21 protein-coding genes and 1 CRISPR repeat array are annotated in these 24,143 nt (G+C 35.8%); of the genes, 7 read left to right on the forward strand and 14 right to left on the reverse strand.

The window, feature by feature from the left end; all coding sequences use genetic code 11:
- Positions 1 to 9 precede the first annotated feature (9 nt).
- From G6534_RS12205 to G6534_RS07660, 4 genes are all read right to left on the reverse strand, one after another.
- Positions 10 to 336, reverse strand: coding sequence for a restriction endonuclease (locus tag G6534_RS12205; protein ID WP_238788883.1), 327 nt, complete (start codon positions 334 to 336; stop codon positions 10 to 12).
- Positions 326 to 970 (reverse strand): restriction endonuclease, encoded by a 645-nt coding sequence (locus G6534_RS07650; protein ID WP_238788884.1) that lies wholly within the window; start codon positions 968 to 970, stop codon positions 326 to 328. The genes G6534_RS12205 and G6534_RS07650 overlap by 11 nt, the downstream gene beginning before the upstream one ends.
- A gap of 99 nt (positions 971 to 1,069) precedes the next feature.
- On the reverse strand, positions 1,070 to 1,765 hold the full coding sequence (locus tag G6534_RS07655) for a DUF554 domain-containing protein (protein WP_059074237.1): 696 nt from the start codon (positions 1,763 to 1,765) through the stop codon (positions 1,070 to 1,072).
- Positions 1,766 to 1,823: 58 nt separating this feature from the next.
- Entirely contained in the window at positions 1,824 to 2,639 is an 816-nt protein-coding gene (locus tag G6534_RS07660) for a MerR family transcriptional regulator (protein ID WP_059074238.1), read from the reverse strand.
- A 166-nt stretch (positions 2,640 to 2,805) separates the two neighbouring features.
- Here G6534_RS07660 and G6534_RS07665 point away from each other — a divergent pair, with 166 nt between their 5' ends.
- Positions 2,806 to 5,283 carry a DUF11 domain-containing protein gene (locus G6534_RS07665; protein WP_059074239.1) on the forward strand — a complete coding sequence of 826 codons (2,478 nt, stop codon included), beginning with the start codon at positions 2,806 to 2,808 and terminating at the stop codon, positions 5,281 to 5,283.
- Positions 5,284 to 5,467: 184 nt separating this feature from the next.
- Positions 5,468 to 7,987, forward strand: a complete 2,520-nt coding sequence (locus tag G6534_RS07670) for an isopeptide-forming domain-containing fimbrial protein (protein WP_059074240.1) — start codon at positions 5,468 to 5,470, stop codon at positions 7,985 to 7,987.
- 69 nt (positions 7,988 to 8,056) lie between these two features.
- Here the strand turns inward: G6534_RS07670 and groL are convergent, their stop codons facing one another.
- Together groL and groES are read right to left on the reverse strand one after the other, a co-directional pair.
- Entirely contained in the window at positions 8,057 to 9,694 is a 1,638-nt protein-coding gene (gene groL / locus G6534_RS07675; RefSeq protein WP_059074241.1) for a chaperonin GroEL, read from the reverse strand.
- A gap of 49 nt (positions 9,695 to 9,743) precedes the next feature.
- Positions 9,744 to 10,028, reverse strand: coding sequence for a co-chaperone GroES (groES, locus tag G6534_RS07680; protein WP_010018718.1), 285 nt, complete (start codon positions 10,026 to 10,028; stop codon positions 9,744 to 9,746).
- 141 nt (positions 10,029 to 10,169) lie between these two features.
- Between groES and G6534_RS07685 the strand changes: the two genes are divergently transcribed.
- Positions 10,170 to 10,796, forward strand: coding sequence for a CPBP family intramembrane glutamic endopeptidase (locus G6534_RS07685; RefSeq protein ID WP_238788885.1), 627 nt, complete (start codon positions 10,170 to 10,172; stop codon positions 10,794 to 10,796).
- 85 nt (positions 10,797 to 10,881) lie between these two features.
- Here the strand turns inward: G6534_RS07685 and G6534_RS07690 are convergent, their stop codons facing one another.
- The 3 genes from G6534_RS07690 to G6534_RS07700 form a co-directional block, all read right to left on the reverse strand.
- A complete protein-coding gene (locus G6534_RS07690; protein ID WP_059074243.1) occupies positions 10,882 to 12,162 on the reverse strand; it encodes a cation:dicarboxylate symporter family transporter in 1,281 nt (426 codons plus the stop codon).
- A gap of 746 nt (positions 12,163 to 12,908) precedes the next feature.
- Positions 12,909 to 13,877: a mannose-6-phosphate isomerase, class I gene (manA, locus tag G6534_RS07695; RefSeq protein ID WP_182082566.1), complete on the reverse strand. Its 969-nt coding sequence runs from the start codon at positions 13,875 to 13,877 to the stop codon at positions 12,909 to 12,911.
- Positions 13,878 to 13,897: 20 nt separating this feature from the next.
- On the reverse strand, positions 13,898 to 14,548 hold the full coding sequence (locus G6534_RS07700) for a redox-sensing transcriptional repressor Rex (protein ID WP_059074245.1): 651 nt from the start codon (positions 14,546 to 14,548) through the stop codon (positions 13,898 to 13,900).
- A gap of 138 nt (positions 14,549 to 14,686) precedes the next feature.
- On the opposite strand from G6534_RS07700, the gene G6534_RS07705 reads away from it, so the two are divergent.
- The 3 genes from G6534_RS07705 to G6534_RS07715 all read left to right on the forward strand — a co-directional run bounded on the left by G6534_RS07705 (position 14,687) and on the right by G6534_RS07715 (position 17,921).
- On the forward strand, positions 14,687 to 16,600 hold the full coding sequence (locus G6534_RS07705) for an ABC-F family ATP-binding cassette domain-containing protein (RefSeq protein WP_182082567.1): 1,914 nt from the start codon (positions 14,687 to 14,689) through the stop codon (positions 16,598 to 16,600).
- Between the two features lie 252 nt (positions 16,601 to 16,852).
- Positions 16,853 to 17,026: a hypothetical protein gene (locus G6534_RS07710; protein WP_182082568.1), complete on the forward strand. Its 174-nt coding sequence runs from the start codon at positions 16,853 to 16,855 to the stop codon at positions 17,024 to 17,026.
- Between the two features lie 49 nt (positions 17,027 to 17,075).
- A complete protein-coding gene (locus G6534_RS07715; protein WP_059074246.1) occupies positions 17,076 to 17,921 on the forward strand; it encodes a DUF368 domain-containing protein in 846 nt (281 codons plus the stop codon).
- 30 nt (positions 17,922 to 17,951) lie between these two features.
- Here G6534_RS07715 and G6534_RS07720 read toward each other — a convergent pair whose 3' ends face one another.
- From G6534_RS07720 to G6534_RS07730, 3 genes are all read right to left on the reverse strand, one after another.
- The gene (locus G6534_RS07720; protein ID WP_059074247.1) at positions 17,952 to 18,659 is read right to left on the reverse strand and encodes a hypothetical protein; all 708 of its coding nucleotides are present in this window, start codon (positions 18,657 to 18,659) and stop codon (positions 17,952 to 17,954) included.
- A 144-nt stretch (positions 18,660 to 18,803) separates the two neighbouring features.
- Entirely contained in the window at positions 18,804 to 20,147 is a 1,344-nt protein-coding gene (locus tag G6534_RS07725; RefSeq protein WP_059074248.1) for a PFL family protein, read from the reverse strand.
- Between the two features lie 10 nt (positions 20,148 to 20,157).
- A complete protein-coding gene (locus G6534_RS07730; RefSeq protein ID WP_059074249.1) occupies positions 20,158 to 20,424 on the reverse strand; it encodes an ACT domain-containing protein in 267 nt (88 codons plus the stop codon).
- Positions 20,425 to 20,732: 308 nt separating this feature from the next.
- On the opposite strand from G6534_RS07730, the gene G6534_RS07735 reads away from it, so the two are divergent.
- Entirely contained in the window at positions 20,733 to 21,986 is a 1,254-nt protein-coding gene (locus G6534_RS07735; protein ID WP_182082569.1) for an ISL3 family transposase, read from the forward strand.
- A gap of 76 nt (positions 21,987 to 22,062) precedes the next feature.
- Positions 22,063 to 22,780: a CRISPR direct-repeat array (repeat unit 36 nt; unit sequence GTTTTACTGTTTTTAAATTCTTTAAGGTACAAAAAC).
- A gap of 27 nt (positions 22,781 to 22,807) precedes the next feature.
- On the opposite strand, the gene csn2-St is transcribed toward G6534_RS07735, so the two are convergent.
- Both csn2-St and cas2 read right to left on the reverse strand, forming a co-directional pair.
- On the reverse strand, positions 22,808 to 23,830 hold the full coding sequence (gene csn2-St / locus G6534_RS07740; RefSeq protein WP_182082570.1) for a CRISPR-associated protein Csn2-St: 1,023 nt from the start codon (positions 23,828 to 23,830) through the stop codon (positions 22,808 to 22,810).
- Entirely contained in the window at positions 23,827 to 24,120 is a 294-nt protein-coding gene (gene cas2 / locus G6534_RS07745) for a CRISPR-associated endonuclease Cas2 (protein ID WP_182083289.1), read from the reverse strand. Before cas2 ends, csn2-St begins: the two co-directional genes overlap by 4 nt.
- Positions 24,121 to 24,143 lie beyond the last annotated feature (23 nt).

Below are 24,143 nucleotides of genomic sequence, written 5' to 3' on the forward strand. Positions count from 1 at the left end.
TCATTAAAATTAATCTTCAAAAAAATCCTCATCAATTTCAAACAAATCCAAATGTTTCTTAACTTGAACACCAACTTGATATTGCAACATCAAATTAGTCAACTGAATCCCATCAATCAAAACAATTGAGAAATTCTTAGCGGTAGAAATAGCACTACTAGAAAAATGAGAAGTAGTAATGAACACACCACGATCAGCGTGAACACGTGACAAGGCTCCAAAAAAGCCATCGATTGCTGGTCTTTGAACGACATTGTCATCTTTGTATCTTTTGGCTTGAATATAAACTGTACTTGTTCCCAATGGATCTTGGTTGATTATGCCATCAATTCCCATCAATTCCACCGTCATTAGTTCTTTGAGTTATTTGTGAAGAACCATTTGGACCCTTATATCCCATCTTTATCAAAAGCTTAACTACTAGATGTTCGAAGAATGTAGGTTTAGATTCTTGCAATATTCTCAAAAGATTGGTGGCTATTTCATTGTTATAACTAGTTGTTTTTTCCGACAATTCATCAATAACACCATTTTTCTCTTTTGAGTAATCCCCTTTAGTTTCTAAATTAGCTCGTTTTTCTCGTTCAGCCAATTCTTTTCTATGAGCTTTATAAGCTGGTAAAGAATGGATTTTTTCAATAGTTATTTCACTATCATCCAAATCTAATAATTCTTTACCTAAATCAGATATTCTATAAACACCTCTAGCAGGACGTTCCAATGCTCCACCAATGAACAAATCACTCACAGCCCATCCCACTCTGCCTTCAATTAGGATATCGTCAGGATATTTATCAGAAGCTTTATTTCTCAATTCATCTGGTAATTCTAATAGATTTGCTACATCAAAATCTATTTTCTTTTTCAAAACTTCATCTTTATCACTCAAATATTTCAAAACAACTGGCATCAATGAATCCCATGTTGGCAATCCGTTCTTCTCACTTAATTTCAAATCCCTATAATTCATATATACTCACCAACGTATCTTTTTGAATTTACATATTAATTATATTATATCTTTAAAAAACAAAAAGACTCTCCCTTCACAGGAAAGCCTCCATTATATTTAAAACATCTGCAAAACCCCAACCACCACAATCGGCACAATCAAAGATGGTAAGAGGTTCAACACCTTAATTTTCTTAATATTCAACAAACCTAATCCAGAAGCCAAAATCAAGATTCCACCAACCACAGTTAATTCTGTGATCATGTCGGCATTGATTGAATTTTGCAACAACATGGCAATCAAGTAAATACTGCCTTGCCAACAAAATACTGCCACTGCTGCGAAGGCCATTCCGAAGCCAAACGTTGACGCTAAAACTATCGAAGTGATTCCATCTAACATCCCATTGGTGAACAAGAATGTGTAGTCCTTGTTCAAAGCTGCCTGAATTGGTCCTAAAATCGACAATGAACCGATACAATACAATAAGATTCCGGTTGCCAAGCCTTCTGCTAAATTACTTTTTCCATCAGCACTAGGTTTGGAAAATTTCCCAACTAAATTATCAAAATGCTTCTCTAAATCGAGCCACTGTCCAATGACACCGCCAACTGCCAGACTGACGATGAACAATACGGGATAGTGGCTTTTTGGCATGTGTTGCACAACTGCATTGATACCGACTGCCATTGCAACGAGTCCCAAAGCTTGTGTCAGAATCTCATTATACGCAGGTTTGATTCCTTTTTTGAAATAACTACCAGCAAAGCTACCCACCAAAATCATGGCAACATTAAAAAACGTCCCTATCATGAGATCCCCCCTCGTAAATTTATTAACAAAAATTATAAACTCTCTAGTCACTAGAGGGTCAATTGTCTTTGATAGGAATTTTGATCTCTGTCACATATTTGTCAAAATCATCCGTAATACCATAATCGATCAAAGCTGTCTCAATCGCTGGACCACTAATTTCAAAATTATGTTTTTGACAATATTGCAACAATTTTTGGTACTGAATTACTGCTGTATCGTGAGTTCCATGAAATCTCAAGCGAACGTATTTACCAGCTTTTAAAATCCCAGTCGCATCCCCTGAGTCCCCTGGTTCTAAAATCAACAACAAGCCGTTATAACTATCAAAATGTTCTCGCAATAAATTTTCTTCTGACACGGTTAGAGCAATTTTTCCCAAGAAGATATTTTTATCCAACCCAAAACGCTTCCGCAAAGTTACTATTGGGAATTCAATATCATCGCTAGGTTGGTAATCTTCATCCAAATAAACGACTGATATCGCTGGTAAATCAACTATTTCAATCTTGTCTAAAGTACTATTGACCGCATCTTCAACTTGATTGATTCGAGCATCGATTCGACGGTCAATATTTTCCAACGCTGTAATTTGTTTTCTAACTTGTAGCTTCTGCTCCTTCAACATAGCTTCCAATTTATTAGTATCTCGCGCATCAAAAAATTGTTTAATGGCATCAATCGACAAGTCCAAAGCTCGCAAATAAGTGATGACATTTAAACGCTCAAATTGTTGAGTAGAATAATAACGATAATGAGTTTTATTGTTGATTTTTGCTGGTTTCAATAAACCGACTTCATCATAATATCGAAGCGTTGGAACCTTGATATTAAAGAGTTTTGAGAGTTGCCCAATAGTAAAAAGTTGATCCACGTTTAGTCTCCTTTGAGTTAATTAAGTTGATTCAATTTATGAAAGAAAAAACATTAATAACTGAATCAAAAGGATATTTGTTTCATTTTATAATACTTAATGTATAGATATATTCTAAACTAAGAAACTTTATATAAAAGTATTTCTACCATGGGGGAAAAACAATATGAGAGATTATAAGACGATTCCCAAACTATTCTTGCTCTTTTTTACAGCTTTATTGATGGTTCTAACCTTTAATACCACGACCGTCAAAGCAATCAATCAAACAGATATTGAAAACGCCGAAAAAGTCATGCGTAAATACGATGGTATTGATAATTGGCAATTACAATCTTCAAAACCTTCAAACAAAATTGGGAAGATTCCAATTGGTGGTAATGTTTCTCTTGGTTACACTTTTGGTGCTGCACGTGATAAAAATGGGAATGTCACAGCAGGAGACAACACTATTACATTGGCTAGTTCCGCTTCATCTGCAAATGGAGTACCCACAATAACCAATTCTAAAATTAATGTCTTTATCGATAATAATGGCAAATACTACGGTATTTTACATCAAGGCGATAAATCATACATTGACAAAAATGATAATACAGTTCATCCAGAAAAAGCTTCTGATACATCAATTGATTATGCCCTTCTTACCGGTTCTGCAGCCAACAACGCAACTAGTGGCATGAATTTATTGAATAAATTATACAAATTCGATACCTCAAATGGTGCTAGCAAACTCTTTTATACAGGTACGGATATTCACAATAAACCAGTTTATAAATTAGTTGGATATTACAGTCCCAGTAGAGTTTATATTGAAATTGTACTAAGACCCTCAATTACTGGTTCTCCAATAGTACAACGTGAACTATATGTTTATAATCCAGATTCTTCAGGGAAGACTCAATTTCAAGTATTTTATGGCGAAGATACTGGGTTAAGTTCAAGTAATGATGAACAAGAAGAAGTAGATAATGTTCCAATATATTCCATTGGCGATGGCTCTGGATTATATATAAAAAGTGGGCTTACAAACAATACTTCAGATTCAAAATTATTTGTTACAAATAAGGTTGATGGTGGATTCAAAGACTTCATGGGAAGAGTTTTAACAAATCCCGTTAATTGGGATACAAAAGGAAAAGCTAATAATATTGAAATTACAGATCCTAAACTACCTTGGACATCTAATCCAACTGCATCTGAAAATGGTGATACAAATACTGGTAAGGATGTTAATTTACTAAAATATACAAGAAACAATATAACGTACGATGTACTCGATTCTAATGGTAAACAAGATACGGCATACGTTTTAAGATGGCCGGAAACAAATCTTAACGGAGGAACTGTTGAAAAGTACGTTTCGACTATTGGGGCTACCGTTAAACCTTACGCTATTCCAACTGTAAAAAAGACTTACACGAATCTAACTTCAAAGGACGGAACCAATAATGTAGGTGACAAGTTACGCTTTACATTAACAGTTAGAAATGATGGATTAGGATCCAATTGGATAATCTCCAACATTAAAGATATTATGCCAATTGGTTTAACAATCGATCCAAATAGTATTTTTGCAAGTGGTAATGGAATTGATTATAATCCAAACACCGGTATTACCGATGGTGAGCAAGCAACCTATACTTTTGATGCTACAATTAATAATCAGGCTCCTTATAATTTGACCAACGGAAAACTTACAAATACGGCTAGTTTCACTGGTTATAACAACGGTTTTAATGATTCAAGAACTTATGAAGCTAGTGTCGACATCCCTGTTGAAACACCAACCTTCAAATATCGTTTCACTAAACAAGTTAGAAATAACACCAATGATCCAAACGGTGCCTTTTCTAGTGAAACGACTGCCAAACAAGGCGACATCATCGACTACGAACTCCAATTTATCAGTAATGGTACTTCTAATGTAACTGGTGGTAACTTCAAAGATGACTTACCCGCTGGACTAGAATTGGTTCCTGGTAGTGTGGCTTTAAATGGCGTTAAACAAAATGATTTGAATTTCTCACTCGGAACTTTATCCAACACTATAACTAACAAAATAACTTTCCAAGCCAAAGTCACGGCTATCGATCAAACTACAGCTTCTAATACAGCCTATATGACTAATATAACGACTAATACCGGCCAGCAATACGACAGCATTCAAACTGAAGAACCGGCAATCGTCAACATTGAAGCTGCACCACAGACAACTTCATTCGTGGAGGTTCCTACTAGCATCGACTTCGGTAGCGTCAATATGACTGATTCAGAACGGATTTTACCAAATGTCAAAACTACTGGTAATTTAATCATCAATCACACCGCCGATACACCGTTCCAAGTCAGTGTCAGTTACGACAACAACAACGCTCCTTTAACTAATGGCAGTGATAAATTGATCAACGACAATGACGATGCCATGTTCTTCCACCAAGCTAGCAATGAATCCAACAACTGGAGAACCGTTTCGACATCCCCCGTTCCAATCAAATCAGAAGGATTTTCTGGTCAAATGTTGAATCAATCATTGAATGATTACATTGGCGCGAAGAAATGGAAGTTAAGAGTTCCTGCCAACAGTAAATCTGGTAAATATACGGGTCAAGTAACTTGGACGATTGCCGATACAATTAATTAATTCAAAAAAATAAAGCTATTATTTCAAAGAAAATTTTTGGAATAATAGCTTTTTTCATTTCATGAAAGAAAAAGACTGAATAACTGAATCATTTTGTTAATAAATTCACTATATAATATATGTTATAAAGATATATTCAAGAATGAGAGATTTTATATAAATATATTTCTACGGGGGAAATAAAATGAAAGGTTATCAATCGATTCCCAAGATATTTTTATTAGTTTTCACAGTTTTGTTGATGATTTTGACTTTTAATACTACTAATGCTGAAGCTATTACAAAAACTCAAGTACTAGAAGCAGAAAAAGTCATGCGCAATTATGACGGAATTAATGATTGGAAACTTGTAGATAACGTAGCCACTAATCAATATGGATTTATTCCCATTGGTGGTAACGTCTCATTAGGTTACGCTTTTGGTGCCGCCCGTGATGCAAACGGAAATGTTAAAGCTGGTGATAAAACTATTACTTTGCAAAGTAAATACGATTTTAGTACCGGTATTCCACACATTACAAACTCAAAAATAAATATCTTTCTAATAGATAATGGAAAGTATTATGGCATTTTACATCAAGGTGATAAATCTTATGTTAATGGTAGCCCAGAGAATGCCTCCATATCATCAATTGATTTTGCGTTACTTGAAAATAGTAATACCTCAAATCCCTTTTACGACAGTATGAATCTTCTAACTAATGCAAGCCAGATAGACTCTTCTTATAAGACGTACAAATTATTTTATACAGCTAATGATAAAAACGAAAGAAAAGTATTTAAACTAGTTGGATATTTTAACAAAAAAAATGTCTACTTTGAAATTGTATTGAGACCATCTCCAAGCGGTTCTCCCGTCGTCCAACGTGAATTATATGTTTACAACGCTGAAAATTCAGTAGCTAAGTTTCAAACATTTTATGGTGAAGATACTGGTTTGAATCCCGATAACGATGACAATAGCTCAGTTGACAACGTTCCTATGTTTGCCATCGGTGGTGGTTTAGGTTTATACATTGAAAGTGGTTTAACAAATTCTGAATCAAAACTATTCATCACTAACAACATAGATGGTGGATTTAAAGATTTCATGGGTAGAGTTCTAGCAAATCCAGATAACTGGAGCATTAAAGGGAAAGATCCCAATAAATATGATATTTCTTCTCCAAAACTCCCCGTAGTAACAGATGATAATCATTCTTCCAGCTTAGACGGTGATACTAATGCTAAAGCTGATCAAAATTTATTGATAGGAAAAAGCACTTCTGGTCAAGAATACAAAATTATTGATGGTAGTGGAAAACAGGATACTTCATACATTTTAAGATGGCCTTATACAACTCTTGCACCAGGAAGCGTAGCGAAATTCGTCTCAAATATCGGTGCGACTGTTAAACCTTATGCCATTCCAACTGTTAAAAAAACCTACAAGAACTTAACTTCTAAAGATGGAACTAACAATGTAGGCGATAAATTACACTTTACTCTATCAGTAAGAAATGACGGTTACGGTTCTAATTGGATAATTTCTAAAATTAAAGATGACTTGCCAACTGGATTAACTATCGATCCTAATAGCGCTCTAGTAAATGAAAGTGGAACTGGGATTGATTATAATCCCAATGCTGGTGTTACTGATGGTGCAACCGCAACTTATGAATTTGACGCAACTATTAATAACAAAGCCCCTGTTTATGCAACTAATGGAAAAATCACTAATACGGTTCAATTCACTGGTTACAATAAAGGTTTTAGTGACACCAGAACCTATGAAGATAGTGTTGACATCCCGATTGAAACACCAGACTACGCCTACGATTTTACTCACCAAGTACGTAACGTTACTGCTGATCCTAACAGTGATTTCTCCGATAGTGTAGATGCTACTACTGGAGATCAGCTTGAAATCAAGTCTGTTTTCACAGCTAGTGTATGGACAGCCCAAAATGCTAAATATAAAAATAAAGCTCTCGATGACAATGGTGATTTTTTAAACAATGAAGAAGATAAACTATCATTAATCTCTAGTAGTGTTTACATGAATGGCGTACTCGCTCAAGATGCTATTCAAAGTGGTCTGTACACAGCAAATACACCTGCTGGCCAACCGAATACATTTGTTTATAGAATCCAAGTAAACAGTTCAACAGAAGAAACAATCCTTAACAGCAGTACTATGGAAGATGTAAAAGATGTCAATAATAAAACTTTAAGCATTGGTCCTTCAGACACCATCTCCATTCATGTTCATCCCCCTGTTCCAACAACCTCCTTTATCGAGGTCCCTGAATTGATTGATTTCGGCAGCATCAACTCCACCGGCACTGAAAAGATGCTGACAAATAAGCAAACTAAAGGAAACCTCATCGTCAGTCACAGTGCTGAAACCCCATATCAAGTTTTGGTTAGCTACGATAACAATAGTGATCAAGCTTTAGCCAATGGAGACGACAAATTGATTCAAGACGATGGTTTATCATTATTGCTCGATAACAATTCGATTGAAGAGCCTGATGATTGGGAACCACTATCCCCAACCGGAATTCCCATCAATAATCAAGAATTCGTCGGCTCAGATGAACCACTGGATCTGACTAAATATGTCGGTTTAGATAAATGGAAATTAAGAGTTCCTAGCACAGCAAAATCTGGTAAGTATACTGGTCAAGTAACCTGGACGATTGCTGATACACCAATTGAATAAGGTACAAAAAAAGCGTTAGTAGAGAAATCTACTAGCGCTTTTATAATTATTATTTATTAAGGGGATAAATTACATCATACCGCCCATACCACCGGCAGCAGGGTTACCAGCAGCAGGTGCAGCATTGTTATCCTTTGGTTCTGGCTTGTCAGCAACAACTGCTTCTGTTGTCAACAATAGTGATGCAACACTGGCAGCGTTTTGTAGTGCTGAACGTGTTACCTTAGTTGGGTCGATAATTCCGGCATCAACCATGTTTTCCCACTTGTCAGTAGCAGCGTTGAAACCAATTTCGTTTTCTTGATCCTTGATGTGTTCAACGATAACTGAACCTTCAAAACCAGCATTTTCAGCGATTTGACGTAATGGTTCCTCCAAAGCACGGGCAACAATGTTAATACCTGTTTGAATGTCGCCTTCAGCCTTCAAAGCAGTAACTTTGTCTAATACGTTCATCAAAGCTGTACCACCACCAGCAACGTAGCCTTCTTCAACAGCGGCACGTGTAGCGTTTAGAGCATCTTCAATTCTGTATTTACGTTCTTTTAGTTCTGTTTCAGTAGCAGCACCAACTTTAACAACAGCAACACCACCAGCTAATTTAGCTAGACGTTCTTGTAACTTTTCCTTGTCAAAGTCTGAAGTTGTTTCAGCAATTTGCTTCTTGATCAAGTCAACACGTTCATTGATAGCGTCCTTGTTACCTGAACCTTCAACAATTGTTGTGTTGTCCTTTGTAACTGTAACTTTACCAGCTTGACCTAATTGATCCATTGTTGTGTCTTTTAGTTCAAGACCAAGGTCAGAAGTAATAACTGTACCACCAGTTAATGTAGCAATATCTTCTAGTTGAGCCTTACGACGGTCACCAAAGCCAGGAGCCTTAACAGCAACAACGTTGAATGTACCACGGATCTTGTTCAAAACAAGTGTTGGTAATGCTTCACCTTCAATATCATCAGCGATGATAAGTAGTGACTTACCTTGTTGAACGATCTTTTGTAGTAATGGCAAGATATCTTGGATGTTTGAAATCTTCTTGTCTGTGATCAAGATGTAAGGATTGTCAAGGTCAGCTTCCATCTTGTCGTTATCTGTAACCATGTATTGTGAAATGTATCCACGATCAAATTGCATACCTTCAACAACGTCTAGAGTTGTATCGATACCCTTTGATTCTTCAATTGTGATAACACCATCGTTACCAACTTTTTCCATAGCGTCAGCGATTAACTTACCTGTTTCTTCACTAGCTGATGAAACTGAAGCTACTTGAGCAATATCGCTCTTACCTGAAACCTTGTGTGAAATCTTGTGAAGTTCATCAACAGCAGCGTTTGTAGCCTTTTCGATACCAGTTCTGATACCAACAGGGTTAGCACCGGCTGTAACGTTCTTCATACCTTCTTTAACGATTGCTTGTGTCAAAACAGTAGCTGTAGTAGTACCGTCACCGGCAATATCATTTGTCTTTGAGGCTACTTCAGAAACTAATTTTGCACCCATGTTTTCAAAGTGGTCTTCTAGTTCAATGCTCTTAGCGATTGTAACACCATCGTTTGTGATTTCTGGTGAACCGTAGCTCTTTTCAAGAACAACGTTTCTACCCTTAGGTCCAATTGTTGTCTTAACTGTGTCAGCTAATTTGTTAACACCGTCCATCATCTTTGAACGTGCATCTTCTGAAAACTTAATTTGTTTTGCCATTAAATTCCACACTCCATTTTCTGTAAAAATTTATCTAAAAGTACTTTTATTAGTCAACGATTGCCATGATATCTTTTTCATGAAGGATTAAATATTCATTGTCTTCGTACTTAACTGTTGAGCCTGCATACTTGTCAAAAAGAACTTTGTCACCCTTCTTAACGTTCATAGGTACTGTCTTGCCATCATCAGTAACTAATCCAGCACCGACAGCAACAACTTCAGCAGTTTGTGGCTTTTCTTTAGCATTGTTAGCTAAAACAATACCACCGACTGTCTTTTCTTCTTCTTTATCGACTGTTACAATGACTCTATCTCCAAGTGGTTTTAACAATTTAAATACCTCCAATATAGTAATTCTACGTTTGTTTAACTTTTTTAGCACTCAAACATCTCTTGTGCTAATCACAAGTTTTATATTAACATTATATTGTGAAGTTGCAAGTATTTACCTTTAAAAAATTCGGAGGGAATCATGTCTTACCAAAAAAATCAGTTCTTCACGCTGTTGACCTACATTCTATTGTTATCGTTAGGGACAGTCCTATCGATGCTCTCTATCACGGGCTCAGCGTATTTTCTCACTATTACACTAGGTTCACTTATTGCAACTGGTGTGATGATCTACTTAGTTAAATTAGGTGGTCCATTAGCTTTTGAAAAAAAATCTGACCTCAATCACGATTTACAGTGGATCATTTTAGGTACAATCGGTGCCATCGTTGTTCAATTCGGTATCGGCTTTTTAGACCAACTAGTTTTCCATGCCAGCACTAATTCGCAAAATACGATTGGTTTGTTATTGATGGTCAAAGAATATCCTTACTATTTCCTTTATGTAATGATTGCTGCTCCAATCATGGAAGAAATCATCTTCAGAAGAGTGTTCTTTGCCAACTTGATCAAACCTACTAACGTCTATATTGCTGCAATTATTTCCGCTATTATCTTTGCTTTTATGCATCAAGATACGAGATTCTTAGTTTATGTCGCAATGGGATTGTGGTTTGCTTTTATTTATTACAAGTCAAAAAATATTTACGTCAGCGCTGGTAGTCATATCATTATGAATGCCATTGTTTTGACCATGAGTATTGCCTAAAAAAATAGCCTATCGGTAATTATAAAAATTATCGGTAGGCTATTTACGTGTGTTTAAATCGTTTGTTTCTTACTACATGGAAAATCTAGTCTCCACGCTTGTAGGATGCGACATACTTCTCTCTCTTGTCCTCATCGAACTCATGCTCGCTCTTAGCAATGATAACAGTTGCTAGTGAATTACCAACAACGTTAACAGCAGTACGTCCCATATCTACGAGACGGTCAATACCAGCGATGAAGGTCAAGCCTTGCATTGGGACACCGATTGTCGAAACTGTGGCTAGTAGCACGACAAATGATGCACCTGGTACTCCGGCCATCCCCTTAGATGTTAACATCAATACTACTACAAGGGTAATTTGTTGCCCAAGAGTTAAATTGATGTTGTAAGCTTGAGCCAAGAATAAAGCGGCCAATGATTGATAAATGGCTGAACCATCAAGGTTAAAAGTATAACCAGTTGGAATAACGAACGAAACGATTCCTTTAGAAGAACCATAATCTTGCATTTTTTCCATCATCTTAGGTAGAGCAGCTTCCGAACTAGCAGTCGTGAAAGCTAAAGTAACTTCATTTTCAATAATTCTGAACATTTCATAAAATTTAACGTGGAACAAATGTCCCACAGCTGCCATAACAACAAAGACGAAAAATGCCATTGTTGCATAAGCAATCACAATGAATAATAGTAGTGGTTTAAGGGAATTAAAGCCCATTTCACCAACTGTGACACCGATCAAAGCACAGACACCAATTGGAGCTAAACGCATAACCCAGTTGGTTACTTTGAACATAACGTTAGCTACAGCGTTTAAAACATCAACGATAACTTTACCTTGTTTGCCAATTGAAGCTGTTCCTAATCCGAACAATACGGAGAAGAAGATAATTGGCAACATATCGCCTTTTCCAAGCGAGGCAAAGATATTGGTTGGAATGATACTCATCAAGATTGACCAAATACCCGAATGTTTGGCTGTTTTAGCCGTCGCAGTATATTGACTAATATCCGAACCTTTTAGACTATGAATATCGATAAAGGTACCGGGATGAGTAACATTAGCGACGATAATACCAATAATAATCGCTATTGTTGTCATAATTTCGAAATAGATTAAAGTTTTTAATCCGATTCGACCAAGTTTCTTAATATCACCCATATTGGCGATACCAACGGTCAAACAGGATATAACGATTGGTAAAACAATCATTTGAATCATGGAAATAAACATCGTACCAATGTTTTGCATGACTTGAATGGCAGCCTTATTCTGATAGAATAACTGCCCCAAGATAATACCTAGGATCAAACCAATGATGATTTGCCAACCTAAGCTTATCCGGAAAAACTTTTGCTTTTGCAATTTTAAGTCCCCTTTAAGTAAGCTTATTTTTAATTATAGAAGACTTTTTATCAAAATGGAAAATGTTAGCGATTCCAAATTAAAAGTTTTTTCATTTTGATTTTAAGGACGAACTATTTTATTTTAATAGTAGTTTAATGTTCTAGTTTTAGTTTAATTTTAGATTTTTTGAAGAAAAATATACGGATTTATTTTTTTAGTTAAGGATGCCGTCGTCCGCAAAAATCCTGTGGCTGGCTGGAACATAGCCGACGCAATTTTGAGCTTTTGCATAAACCAAGTGCGCAAAATCTCAAAACTCGGCCTTATTCTAAGCAACAAGTTGCTTAGAATAATTTGGCTATTGAGCCGCCACAGGATTTTCGCTACCGACTAGATTTCAATTTCTATTTAGATAGAATTAGACACATACTCCCTAAAGAACAGCTCTATTTCTTTATTCTTTACATAAATAAAACAAAAAAGGACATCATTAGAATACGGCAATATACAGTAATTCTAACAATATCCTCTATTAATTTTCTGAAGCAATTTATATAAAGATAGAAACCATAATCTAGTCGAGAGCGAGGTCCTGGAAAATGCTCAGCCGCCAAATTGTCCTTAGCGATTTATTGCTTAGGACAAGACCAATCTTGGAGACAATTCCCGATTTTGGAATTGGCTTCAAGTTGTGTCGGCAGCGTTCCAGCGTTTTCCAGGACCGAACGGACGACGGCAGCGTAACATCCCTCAAAATAGTTAGTTTAGTCTTCACCAGATTCTGAAGCGATGATATCCAAATCACCAGACAAGGTCCATTCTTTAATTGTTGCAGGAACAATCAAGTGTGTACCTTTCTTCAAGTCATAGTCTTTACCATCAGCAGTGATCTTACCTTCACCGTTTAGAACTGAGATCAATGTGTACTTACCAATTTGGTGGTGCAATTGAACCGGTTCTTTGATTTCCCAGTGATAAACTGAGAAGAATGGTGAAATTGGTGGTTGAACGAAGGTTGTAAACTTGTTCTTGCCAACTTCTTTTGATTGAATGTCTAGTTTTGGATCTTTGTGAGGTACTGTGATTGTGTCTTCTGATTGTTTGATGTGAAGATCACGTTTCTTGCCAGTAGTCTTGTCAACACGGTCATAGTCATACAAACGGTAAGTTGTATCACTACTTTGTTGTGTTTCTAAGACCATGATACCTTTGTTCAAAGCGTGAACTGTACCACTTGGTACGTAGTAGAATTCACCTTTCTTAACAGGAACTTTTCTTAATAAGTGATCCCAGTCGCCTGATTCGATCATTTGGTCAAGTTCTGCCTTGTTCTTAGCATTGTGACCGTAAATCAAGTATGAACCTGGTTCAGCATCAATGATGTACCAGCATTCTGTTTTACCTAGTTCGTGTTCGTGCTTTTCAGCATATTCATTGTCAGGATGAACTTGAACTGATAGGCTAGCATTTGCATCCAAAATTTTAGTTAGAAGTGGAAATACTTTGCCCTTAGGATTACCGAATAATTCCTTGTGGTCATTCCATAGATCAGCAAAGATTTGACCAGCAAATTCACCATTTACGACTTGTTCTTTACCATGTGGATGTCCAGAAATTGCCCAGCATTCACCAATTGTTCCATCAGGAATGTTGTAACCAAATTCTGTTTCTAATTTTCTTCCACCCCAGAGTTTCTCATGAAAGACGGGTTTTAAAAATAATGGTTCACTCATAAAAAAATTCCCCCAAAAATTTATTCTATTTCTTCAGTCGCTGACTTGTCACGGTCTAAGAAGAAGATCAACGTTTGCAATTCGTTTGCCAAATCAACATAGTGCACACGAATACTGCTTGGCACGTTGATGATGACCGGTGTAAAGTTCAAGATTCCACGAACTCCAGCATCAGCTAACAAGTCGGCTGTCGTTTGCGCAGCGTTTGAAGAAACTGTCAAAATGCAGACATCGATCTGTTGTAAGTGAAGTTGTTCTTTTAGTTCACTAATATCGTAAACTGGAACACCACTCTTAACTGTACCGACAATTTCTTTATTAATATCAAAAGCTGCCGCAATTCGAACATTATTTGTCCGAGAAAAGTTATAATTTAGTAAGGCGTTACCTAAATTACCGACTCCAACTAAAGCGACGTTGGTACGTTTGTCTTGATTCAATAACTTCTTAAAGAACGTTACTAAATCGTTTACATCGTAGCCATAACCACGCTTGCCAAGTGCACCTAGATATGAGAAGTCACGTCTAATTGTAGCACTATCAATCTTAACCCCTTCTGATAATTCACCAGAGGAGATTTTTTTTGTACCCTCATCTTTGAGAAATTGGAAGTAACGATAATAAATTGGTAAACGCTTTATTGTTGCGTTTGGAACTGTTGTTTTTGTCATAATTTACCACCATATGTGTGTCATTTCACTAACATTTATACTAAATAAAAATCACAAAAAACGCAACACGTTAAACCTATAAAGACATAAATTATTAATTAATGATAAAATTGTGAATATGATAAAGGAGCAATCAACTTGATTTTATTACAAGCACAAAACATTACCAAAAATTTTGGAACTAAAAAACTTTTTTCAAATGTCAGTTTCGAAATTCAAGACAATAGTCGCATCGGCCTCGTTGGTCGCAATGGTGTAGGAAAATCTACCCTATTAAAAATCATCTCTGATCAGGAGAGCTATAACAGTGGCAATATTGCACTCAAAAAAGATACCAATATTGGCTACTTAGCTCAGGATTCAGGATTAAATAACGACAATAAAATTTTCGATGAATTGGAGCACGTCTTTGATTACCTCAAAGCTCAGGAAAAAAAGATGCGCGCTTTGGAAGAAAAATTGGCCAATCCGAATGTCGACAACTATGACGATATTTTGAAACAATACGATCAACTCCAAAATACCTTCCGTCAAGAAAATGGCTATAGCTATCAATCAGAAATCAGAAGTGTCCTCAAAGGATTCGGCTTTGATGAAGATGTTTGGCAAGATGAGATTTCAACCCTATCTGGTGGGGAAAGATCTCGTTTGGCAATGGCTAAAATGCTTTTGGAACACCACGATATTTTACTATTGGATGAACCAACTAACCATTTGGATATCAACACTGTCGAATGGTTAGAAAACTATCTAAAAGGCTATAAGGGCGCTTTAGTAATCGTTTCTCATGATCAGTACTTCTTGGACAAAGTAGTTAATGAAATTGTTGAAATCAATCAACACTCTTCAACCCACTACTCTGGTAACTATACTTTCTACTTGCAAGAAAAGAAGAAAAATCAAGAAGTTGCTTGGAAACATTACGAAGAACAACAAGCCGAGATTAAACGGACCGAAGAATATATCCAAAAAAATATTGTCCGTGCTTCAACTACTAAGATGGCTCAAAGTCGTCGTAAAAAACTCGAACACATGGATGTTTTGGATCGTCCTGGTAGTGATCAAGGTTCAGTTCACTTCTCTTTTGAGATTGACAAAGAAAGTGGTAATGACGTACTTTTGGTCAAAGATGCTGCTATTGGCTACGATGACCACATTATGTCTGAACCAATCAATTTGGACGTCAAAAAAGGTGAACGTGTTGGTATCATCGGACCTAACGGTATCGGTAAGTCAACTTTCTTGAAATCAATTCTCGGAAAAATTCCAATGATCAAAGGAACATCCCAATTTGGTGCCAATGTTCAAGTCGGCTACTATGACCAGAATCTAAAAGGACTCGATCCTAAAAAAGACGTCTTGCACGAAATCTGGGACCTATACCCAAGACTTGATGAACAAATTATCCGTAAGAAATTAGGAGCTTTCTTGTTCAGTGGCGATGACGTTCTAAAGCCTATTGCTGGTTTATCCGGTGGTGAAAAAGCCCGTTTGACTTTGACCAAATTATCTATGGAACACGACAACTTCCTAATCATGGATGAGCCCACTAACCACTTGGACATCGACAGTAAAGAAGTTCTTGAAGACGCCTTGAAGGAATTCCCAGGAACAGTTCTCTTCGTATCCCACGACCGTTACCTTTTGAACACATTAGCTAACCGTATCGTCGATATTGGTGAACATGGTAGTAAGATTTATCTTGGTGATTACGACTACTATGTTGAAAAAACTTCCGACAAGCCAGTTGTTGAAGAAACTAAAGCAACTCCTTCAGTTAGTGAAAAGAAGATGGAGTATCAACAATCTAAAGAACAACAAAAACAAGAGCGTAAATTACGTCGTCAAGTTGAAGATTTAGAAAATCAAATTGCTGAATTAGAAGAAAAGAATGCGGCCATTCAAAAAGAAATGACTAAAGATGAAAACTTAACTTCTTACAGTAAGTTGGCCGATTTACAAAAAGAACTCGATGAGAATAAAGCTAAACAAGATGAAATCGAGGAAGAATGGACCAAAAAGTCAATTGAATTGGAAGATTTTAATAGTTAGTATGTTTTTTCTTTCCGTCGTCCGTTCGGTACTGGCTAGATAGTGATTTCTATCTTTATATAAACGACTTCAGAAAATTAATAGAAGATATTACTAGAATTGCAGTACACTGCTGTAGTTCTAATAGTATCTTCTTTTTTTATTTATGTAGTACTACAAAGAAATAGAATAGCTATTCAAAATAGTATGTGTCTGATTCTATCTAAATAGAACGTGAAATTTAGGCGGTAGCAAGAATCCTGTGGCGGCTCAATGGCTAAATTTTCCTTAGCGATTTATCGCTTAGGTAAAGACCGAGTTTTGAGATTTTGCGTCTTTGGGGCCATGCAAAAGCTCAAAATCGTGTCAGCCATGTTCCAGCCAGCCACAGGATTCTTGCGGACGACGGCATGTTTCATCCAACGATTTCTATTGCCTATTACCTAGAAATTTGATAACTTTGATTAAACGAAATTAAAAAACGAGGTATCTAACAATAAAACGAGATAATTTTTTAATTAGATTTTTCAAAGGTGTCATTATTGCTTTGGGATTCATCTTGCCGGGGGTTTCTGGTGGCGTGCTGGCTGCTATCATGGGAATTTATGAAAGATTGCTTAGTTTCATGGCTCACGTTAGACAAAACTTCAAGCGAGACTTCTTATACTTCTTGCCAATTGGTATCGGTGGTATTGTCGGAATTGGTGTTCTTTCTAAACCCTTAGAATACTTACTAGCTCATTATCAAATGATCGTACTTTGGGGATTTGCTGGAACTATTATCGGGACGTTACCTACTTTGATCAAGGAGTCTACTTCCCGAACTAACCGTGACAAAATCGATATTATTTGGTTCTTTTCAATGTTTATTGGTGGTGGACTGTTCTTGTTCTTCATGAGTGAAATTTTTGGAACTATCCCGGCTAACTTCTTTGGCTTCATTATCGCTGGGGCTTTGATTGCTCTGGGTGTTTTGGTACCAGGATTGAGCCCTTCAAACTTATTGATAATCTTAGGTTTATACACGCCAATGCTACAAGGTTTCAAGAGTTTTGACCCACTAGTCTTCATTCCGATTGCTATTGGTGGAATCATCTCTATTTTGACCTTCTCAAAAGCTATGGAAAGTCTGATCAAACATCATCATTCCCGAGTTTATCATTTTATTCTCGGTATCGTTTTAGCTAGTACTGTTTTGATTTTAATCCCTAGTCCTTACTCGACAGAAAGTATTTCTTACGTTGGCGCTACAGGTCTGGATTGGATCTTAAGTATCGGATTCTTTATCTTAGGCTGTCTATTAGCCTTGTGGATGAGCAGTTTGGAAGAAAAATACAAGTAAAAAAATAACGTTGAGATTAATTTCTCAGCGTTATTTTTGTAAATACTCTTTTTTAATGCGATAAGACGTGGTCATCCGGTCATCTTTAATTGTCTGAATCGATTGTGAATATTGATGTTCAAAAGTCATGTTATTGCCTGCTTTTAAAGTTTCAATGCCTAACAAATCTTGATAATGCAAGACTTGTCTCATTGTGAACTTATCGCCTGACATTAAACCAAGAATTGGAAAATCCAATGTTTCTTGTTCAACATAATGCATGACATTTGAAAAAGTGATCTCGGGGTTCAATTTGGGATTAGCCGCATAGCCGTTCTTCGCATAATTTTTAAATTGGTAGTCATTTGAATCAATTAGACCATTTCCAAAAGGCAAGGACCATTTCTGAGTCTTTTGATCTAATTTCACACGATGCCACGATTCATCTCGACGGGATGAAAATTCATCGCGCATTGATTCAAATACTACGGCAACGTAATGGTAAATCTTAGTTTCATTTTCATTGTAAACGGTCAAAAAAGGCACAAAAACGTGACTTGCTTCAATTTTGAAGTAAGGGAAATTTAAGCGTTGTGCTAAGTCATCGGCAATATCTGCCAAAGAGTCATTCGGGCTGTGATACTCGTACTCTGGTAGCCCAAAGCCTGGTGTTATTTTACTGCTGGAATTCATGTAAATACCATCAGTTTGATCGTCATACTTTAAAACCACGTATGAAACTTTAGTTTTAGTTTTCATTAATACACCTCCCCTATTTTGTACCATACTTAGTGATTTTTTTTAAGTGATTTGATTAAATAATTCTCTACAATTGCATTATAGTTCTAAAAAAATATCTATGGCAATAAAAAAATACCGGTGACTAGACCGATATTTCTCAACTTAATTTTTAAATGAATGAATTGGTGCAGGAATTCGACCACCACGATGAATGAAATCAGCTGGTGAATTGGTATTAACTGCCATGACGGGAGCTTTTCCAAACAAGCCGCCAAATTCAACTTCGTCACCGACTCTTTTGCCAGTAGCTGGAATAATTCTTACCGCTGTTGTCTTATTGTTGATAACACCAATAGCAGCTTCGTCGGCAATCATACCACTGATAGTTTCCGCAGTCGTGTCACCTGGGATAGCAATCATGTCCAAACCAACTGAACAAACAGCTGTCATTGCTTCGAGTTTTTCGATGTTCAAATGACCACCCGTTACGGCACGAATCATTTCAGCATCTTCAGAAACAGGGATGAAGGCACCAGACAAACCGCCAACGTGTTCGCAAGCCATGACGCCACCCTTTTTAACTGCATCATTTAACAAAGCCAAAGCGGCAGTTGTTCCCGGAGCTCCGACACTTTCCAAACCGATTTCTTCAAGAATCTCGGCTACAGAATCTCCTTCATTAGGCGTTGGAGCTAGAGACAAGTCTACGATACCGAAAGGTACTCCTAAAGCCTTAGAAGCTACATTACCGACGAATTGACCCATTCTAGTTACTTTGAAAGTCGTCTTCTTGATAGTTTCAGAAACAACATCGATCGGTTGACCCTTAACTTTTTCCAAAGCATTCTTCACAACGCCGGGACCACTGATACCAACATTGATTACACAGTCAGCTTCACCAACACCGTGGAAAGCTCCTGCCATAAATGGATTATCTTCAACCGCATTGGCAAAAACAACTAAACTCATACAATTTACTGGATCAACTTTGGCAAGGTCTTTGATGACTGTACCCATCTTTTGAACGGCATCCAAGTTGATTCCGGAACGAGTCGAACCAACATTGACAGAACCACAGACACGACTAGTTTCAGTTAAAGCTTGTGGTAGTGAATTGATCAACTTGATATCACCAGATTGATAACCCTTTTGAACGAGTGCTGAGAAACCACCAATCAAGTCAACACCTAAGTCTGTCGCTGCCTTATCCATAGTTTTGGCAAATTCAACGTAATCCTTATCATCAGAAGCCGCCGCAATCAAAGAAATTGGCGTTACAGAAATACGTTTGTTGACGATGGGAATACCATATTCAGCTTCAATTTGGTTAGCTACTTTGACTAAATTCTTAGCTTTAGTAGTCAATTTGTTGTAGATTTTTTGACGAGCCTTTTTACCATCGCTGTCGATACAGTCAAACAGAGAAATTCCCATGGTAATCGTTCTAATATCCAGCTTTTCTTCAGAGACCATCTGGATAGTTTCTAAAATCGAATTAGTTTCCATCATTGACCTCCTAAAGTTTTTGAATCGCATCGAAAATTTCTTGACGTTGAATGCGAATATCCAAACCAGTTTCTTGACCAAGACTAGCTAACTCTTTTTGAACCGTGTCAAATTGAGTTGAGTTATCGAGTGTTACCATCATCATCATTGTAAAATTCTCGTGCATCAAAGTTTGCGAAATATCAATAATATTAACGTTCAATTCAGCCAACTTATTTGAAACTTTAGCCACGATACCAACGTGATCATGACCAATTACTGTCAAAATTGCCTTCATAGTGATCCCTCTTCCTTGGAAAGTTTTGAGATAATCATAAACGAGAATATTAATTTGGGCAATAGGTATTTATGGTTAAAGTTAAGATTAATTAAAAAATATATAATATTATTAGATTTAATGATATTTTTTTCAAAATAAAAAGACTAGATTCCACCTGATCTAGTCTTTTTTGATTGGTTCTAAACTTTCTGGTATTGATGAACAATCAATACCAGTTTTTTTTATACTCTTTGAAATAAAAAAAGAACATCACTGTTCTCGTGTTAAGATTTAAGCGACCAAACCAAATCAAACAGGAGTGAACAATGGTGTCCCAAGACAATTCTATACTATGTGCGCTAGACATAAAAGACAATAATATAAAAAATGTTTCAGTAAAAGATTCCAAAATAAAAAAACATGGTGTTATAAAACACATCAAAGTGGTGAATGCTGAACTATCTTATTCTTTACATAGGTGCCCTCAATGTGGAATGAATACACTAGTTAAAAATGGTAAAAGAACCACTAATGCAAGATTAGCTAGCTTTAATGGTATCGAGTACCACCTAGTACTAAGAAAGCAACGATTCCTGTGTAGGAACTGTGGAAGCACCTGCGGTGCCCACAGTGATCTATTGATAAAAAATCATACTATGACCAAACAGATTAAGAATAGAATCTTTTCCATGGCTAAAGAATCATTTACTCTGTCATCAATAGCTAAAGTCATCGGTATTTCAGCCAATACTGTAAGTAGGATTTTATATAGTAATACCAAAATTCCTAATAGATGTGCGCATTTGCCAGAAAATCTTTGTTTTGATGAGTTTAGATCCGTAAAAAATATTTTTACATTTATCGCCATCGATGCGGATACGCATCGGTTGGTCGAATTGATACATGACAGACTGTCTAAAACAATAACTGAACACTTTATAAATAATTACAGCTTATCGGAACGACAAGCCGTAAAAACCGTATCAATCGACTTAAATGCCAACTATCAATTAGTCGTTCATCGTATATTCCCCAATGCTCGCATTGTCGTAGATAGATTTCATATAGTTCAACTTTGTAGTAGAGCCTTGGATCAAGTACGTATCAATTCTTTAAAAAAATTGCCTGATAAAAAATCTCGTATATATAAAGCGATGAAATCTGATTGGCGTCTATATCATCTTCCAGAGGAAGATGTAGACGATACTCATATAAAATTTATTGTCGGCATAAATGAATTTACGACTATTCAAAATGTCATCGATATAGCTACTGATGAAATACCAATTTTCAAGGAAGCTTATGGTACTTATCAGAGTATTCAAAGATCAATAAGATATCATGACATAAATCTACTTCAAGAAACTACTTCTGGATATAAAAGAAATGGGACTGCAATGGATACAGCCATTACAACGTTACGAAAAAACATAAATTATGTGAAAAATAGTTGCTTATTGCCATATTCCAATGGTCCTCTAGAGGGCACCATTGGAAAGATAAAGAAACTAAAAAGAAATTCTTATGGCTTTAGAAATCTTGAACACTTTATTAAAAGAATAAGACTGATTTGTGCATAGAAAAAGAGCATCCTCGATGAGGATGCTCAATGAGCTCAAAATCATTCATCAATACGATTTGACAAAGAGCCTTTTGATTTTACTGTTTTTTAATTTTTTAAGGTACAAAAACGATCCTTTAAGGTACAAAAACTTATCTACCAACACTTCGCCAGTTTCCTTGGTTTTATTGTTTTTAAATTCTTTAAGGTACAAAAACACTGACTCAAAAATTTGAACGGGGTGCAAGGTTTTACAGTTTTTAAATTCTTTAAGGTACAAAAACGGTATGAGTCCGGTAAAATCAAAAACATGGGTTTTACTGTTTTTAAATTCTTTAAGGTACAAAAACGGTATGAGTCCGGTAAAATCAAAAACATGGGTTTTACTGTTTTTAAATTCTTTAAGGTACAAAAACCATACTTGATCGTATTCGGAATTGATACACGTTTTACTGTTTTTAAATTCTTTAAGGTACAAAAACAATTTTGCGTATCTTAAAACTAAACGTAGGGTTTTACTGTTTTTAAATTCTTTAAGGTACAAAAACTTTCAATGAGGCCATACTCACGCAATTTTTTGTTTTACTGTTTTTAAATTCTTTAAGGTACAAAAACTCGATACCTCTTAATTATTGGTGTGAAACTGTTTTACTGTTTTTAAATTCTTTAAGGTACAAAAACTGATTTCATAGCAATTCGCTTGTTTATTTAGTTTTACTGTTTTTAAATTCTTTAAGGTACAAAAACAATTAAATATTTTACTATGATAGGATTGCCGTTTTACTGTTTTTAAATTCTTTAAGGTACAAAAACCTCAAATTCAAAATTTTAATCCGTCAATTAATCTTCCAAAAATTTGGCTTCTGCATCTGTTAACGATTGAGTTCTTAAATCATATGACGTCTCATATCCTAAAATCTCATTCATTACCTTTAATAATACCAAATCTTGATTAGATATAAAAACTTTTTCAGTACTTCCAATCAAAGAAAAAATTCTCTTTAAAGAATGTGCAATTTCATCTTTTGATAACTGCAAATCATTTGGATAATATAACTGAATCGACTTTATTAGTTCGTCAATTGGTAACAACTGATGAAATTCATTGGTAGATATTACAACATTATCCATTTCACTAGCATCAAGCGGTACATTATTCAAATCATTTCCCAAATAAATTAACTTTAGATCGTATTCTCTTACTAACTTTTTAACTTCAATTAAAAGTGACTCAATGTCTTTAGAACTAATAAAACTATCTAGATTATAAAGTATCAACCAAACTGGCAGCCCCGTATTCTCCAATCGAAACTTCAAAAAGTTCAAAAACTCATCTAATAATAATTCTGTATCCATGAATTCCAATGGATAATCTAATCCGTTTTCTTTATAACCCATAAATAACTTGGCTTTAAGTAAATCCGCATAAGAAAAATTCAAAAATTCACTTTGAAGATTATTAGAATAATTATCTAGATGTTGTTGTAACAAAATTTCTATCTTCAATAACTCATCATTTAGTTGCTCAATTGAACGATCAATCTCTAAATCATTTTCAAAACTATTCAAGAAATCAAAGAGTAGCGTGTCCTTCTTATAAAGCATTTGTTGATAAATACTTTCTCGATTATGAATAAAAAACGGCAAAGTATTCTTTATTGAAACAGCTTCATCATCACAAGTAATCTCAATTTTATTCTCTCCATAAACATTAGTTGTCAGTTTTGGATTTTTGTTGAAATAATAATACAAACTACGAAAAACTTGCCAAATTTTTTGACGATTTTCTCCAGTAATATAAATTTCATTTTCAAAATTCAATTCCAGGAACTTCTGATTTTCTAATTCAATATTTAAAATCATATGATCACCAACTCTTTACTGCCGACTATGGTTTCCTGATTACTTCTAGAACCGACTAAGATCTGCATATCATTGAATTGCTTCTCACTGACCGAAACTAATCTCACTTCTCCATGTACGGGTAGAAAGCTTTTAATGGCCGTTTCATATCTTTTACCAGCAGCACGATTTTGAACCGCACGATAATAGACAGAATATTGCAACATTGTGAAACCATTTCTCAATAGTTCTTTACGGAAAATACGATATTGACGACGTTCTTGCGGAGTATCAACAGGTAAATCAAACATACATAACATTCTCATATTTTGAT

It is taken from the genome of Companilactobacillus pabuli, from assembly GCF_014058425.1.
GTDB lineage: Bacteria > Bacillota > Bacilli > Lactobacillales > Lactobacillaceae > Companilactobacillus > Companilactobacillus pabuli.

Coding starts and splice junctions, on each gene's coding strand:
- G6534_RS12205 (WP_238788883.1), bottom strand. CDS start 336: ATGGGAATTGATGGCATAATCAACCAAGATCCATTGGGAACAAGTACA.
- G6534_RS07650 (WP_238788884.1), bottom strand. CDS start 970: ATGAATTATAGGGATTTGAAATTAAGTGAGAAGAACGGATTGCCAACA.
- G6534_RS07655 (WP_059074237.1), bottom strand. CDS start 1,765: ATGATAGGGACGTTTTTTAATGTTGCCATGATTTTGGTGGGTAGCTTT.
- G6534_RS07665 (WP_059074239.1), top strand. CDS start 2,806: ATGAGAGATTATAAGACGATTCCCAAACTATTCTTGCTCTTTTTTACA.
- G6534_RS07670 (WP_059074240.1), top strand. CDS start 5,468: ATGAAAGGTTATCAATCGATTCCCAAGATATTTTTATTAGTTTTCACA.
- groL (WP_059074241.1), bottom strand. CDS start 9,694: ATGGCAAAACAAATTAAGTTTTCAGAAGATGCACGTTCAAAGATGATG.
- G6534_RS07685 (WP_238788885.1), top strand. CDS start 10,170: ATGTCTTACCAAAAAAATCAGTTCTTCACGCTGTTGACCTACATTCTA.
- manA (WP_182082566.1), bottom strand. CDS start 13,877: ATGAGTGAACCATTATTTTTAAAACCCGTCTTTCATGAGAAACTCTGG.
- G6534_RS07700 (WP_059074245.1), bottom strand. CDS start 14,548: ATGACAAAAACAACAGTTCCAAACGCAACAATAAAGCGTTTACCAATT.
- G6534_RS07710 (WP_182082568.1), top strand. CDS start 16,853: ATGGCTAAATTTTCCTTAGCGATTTATCGCTTAGGTAAAGACCGAGTT.
- G6534_RS07720 (WP_059074247.1), bottom strand. CDS start 18,659: ATGAAAACTAAAACTAAAGTTTCATACGTGGTTTTAAAGTATGACGAT.
- G6534_RS07725 (WP_059074248.1), bottom strand. CDS start 20,147: ATGGAAACTAATTCGATTTTAGAAACTATCCAGATGGTCTCTGAAGAA.
- G6534_RS07730 (WP_059074249.1), bottom strand. CDS start 20,424: ATGAAGGCAATTTTGACAGTAATTGGTCATGATCACGTTGGTATCGTG.
- G6534_RS07735 (WP_182082569.1), top strand. CDS start 20,733: ATGGTGTCCCAAGACAATTCTATACTATGTGCGCTAGACATAAAAGAC.
- csn2-St (WP_182082570.1), bottom strand. CDS start 23,830: ATGATTTTAAATATTGAATTAGAAAATCAGAAGTTCCTGGAATTGAAT.
- cas2 (WP_182083289.1), bottom strand. CDS start 24,120: ATGTTTGATTTACCTGTTGATACTCCGCAAGAACGTCGTCAATATCGT.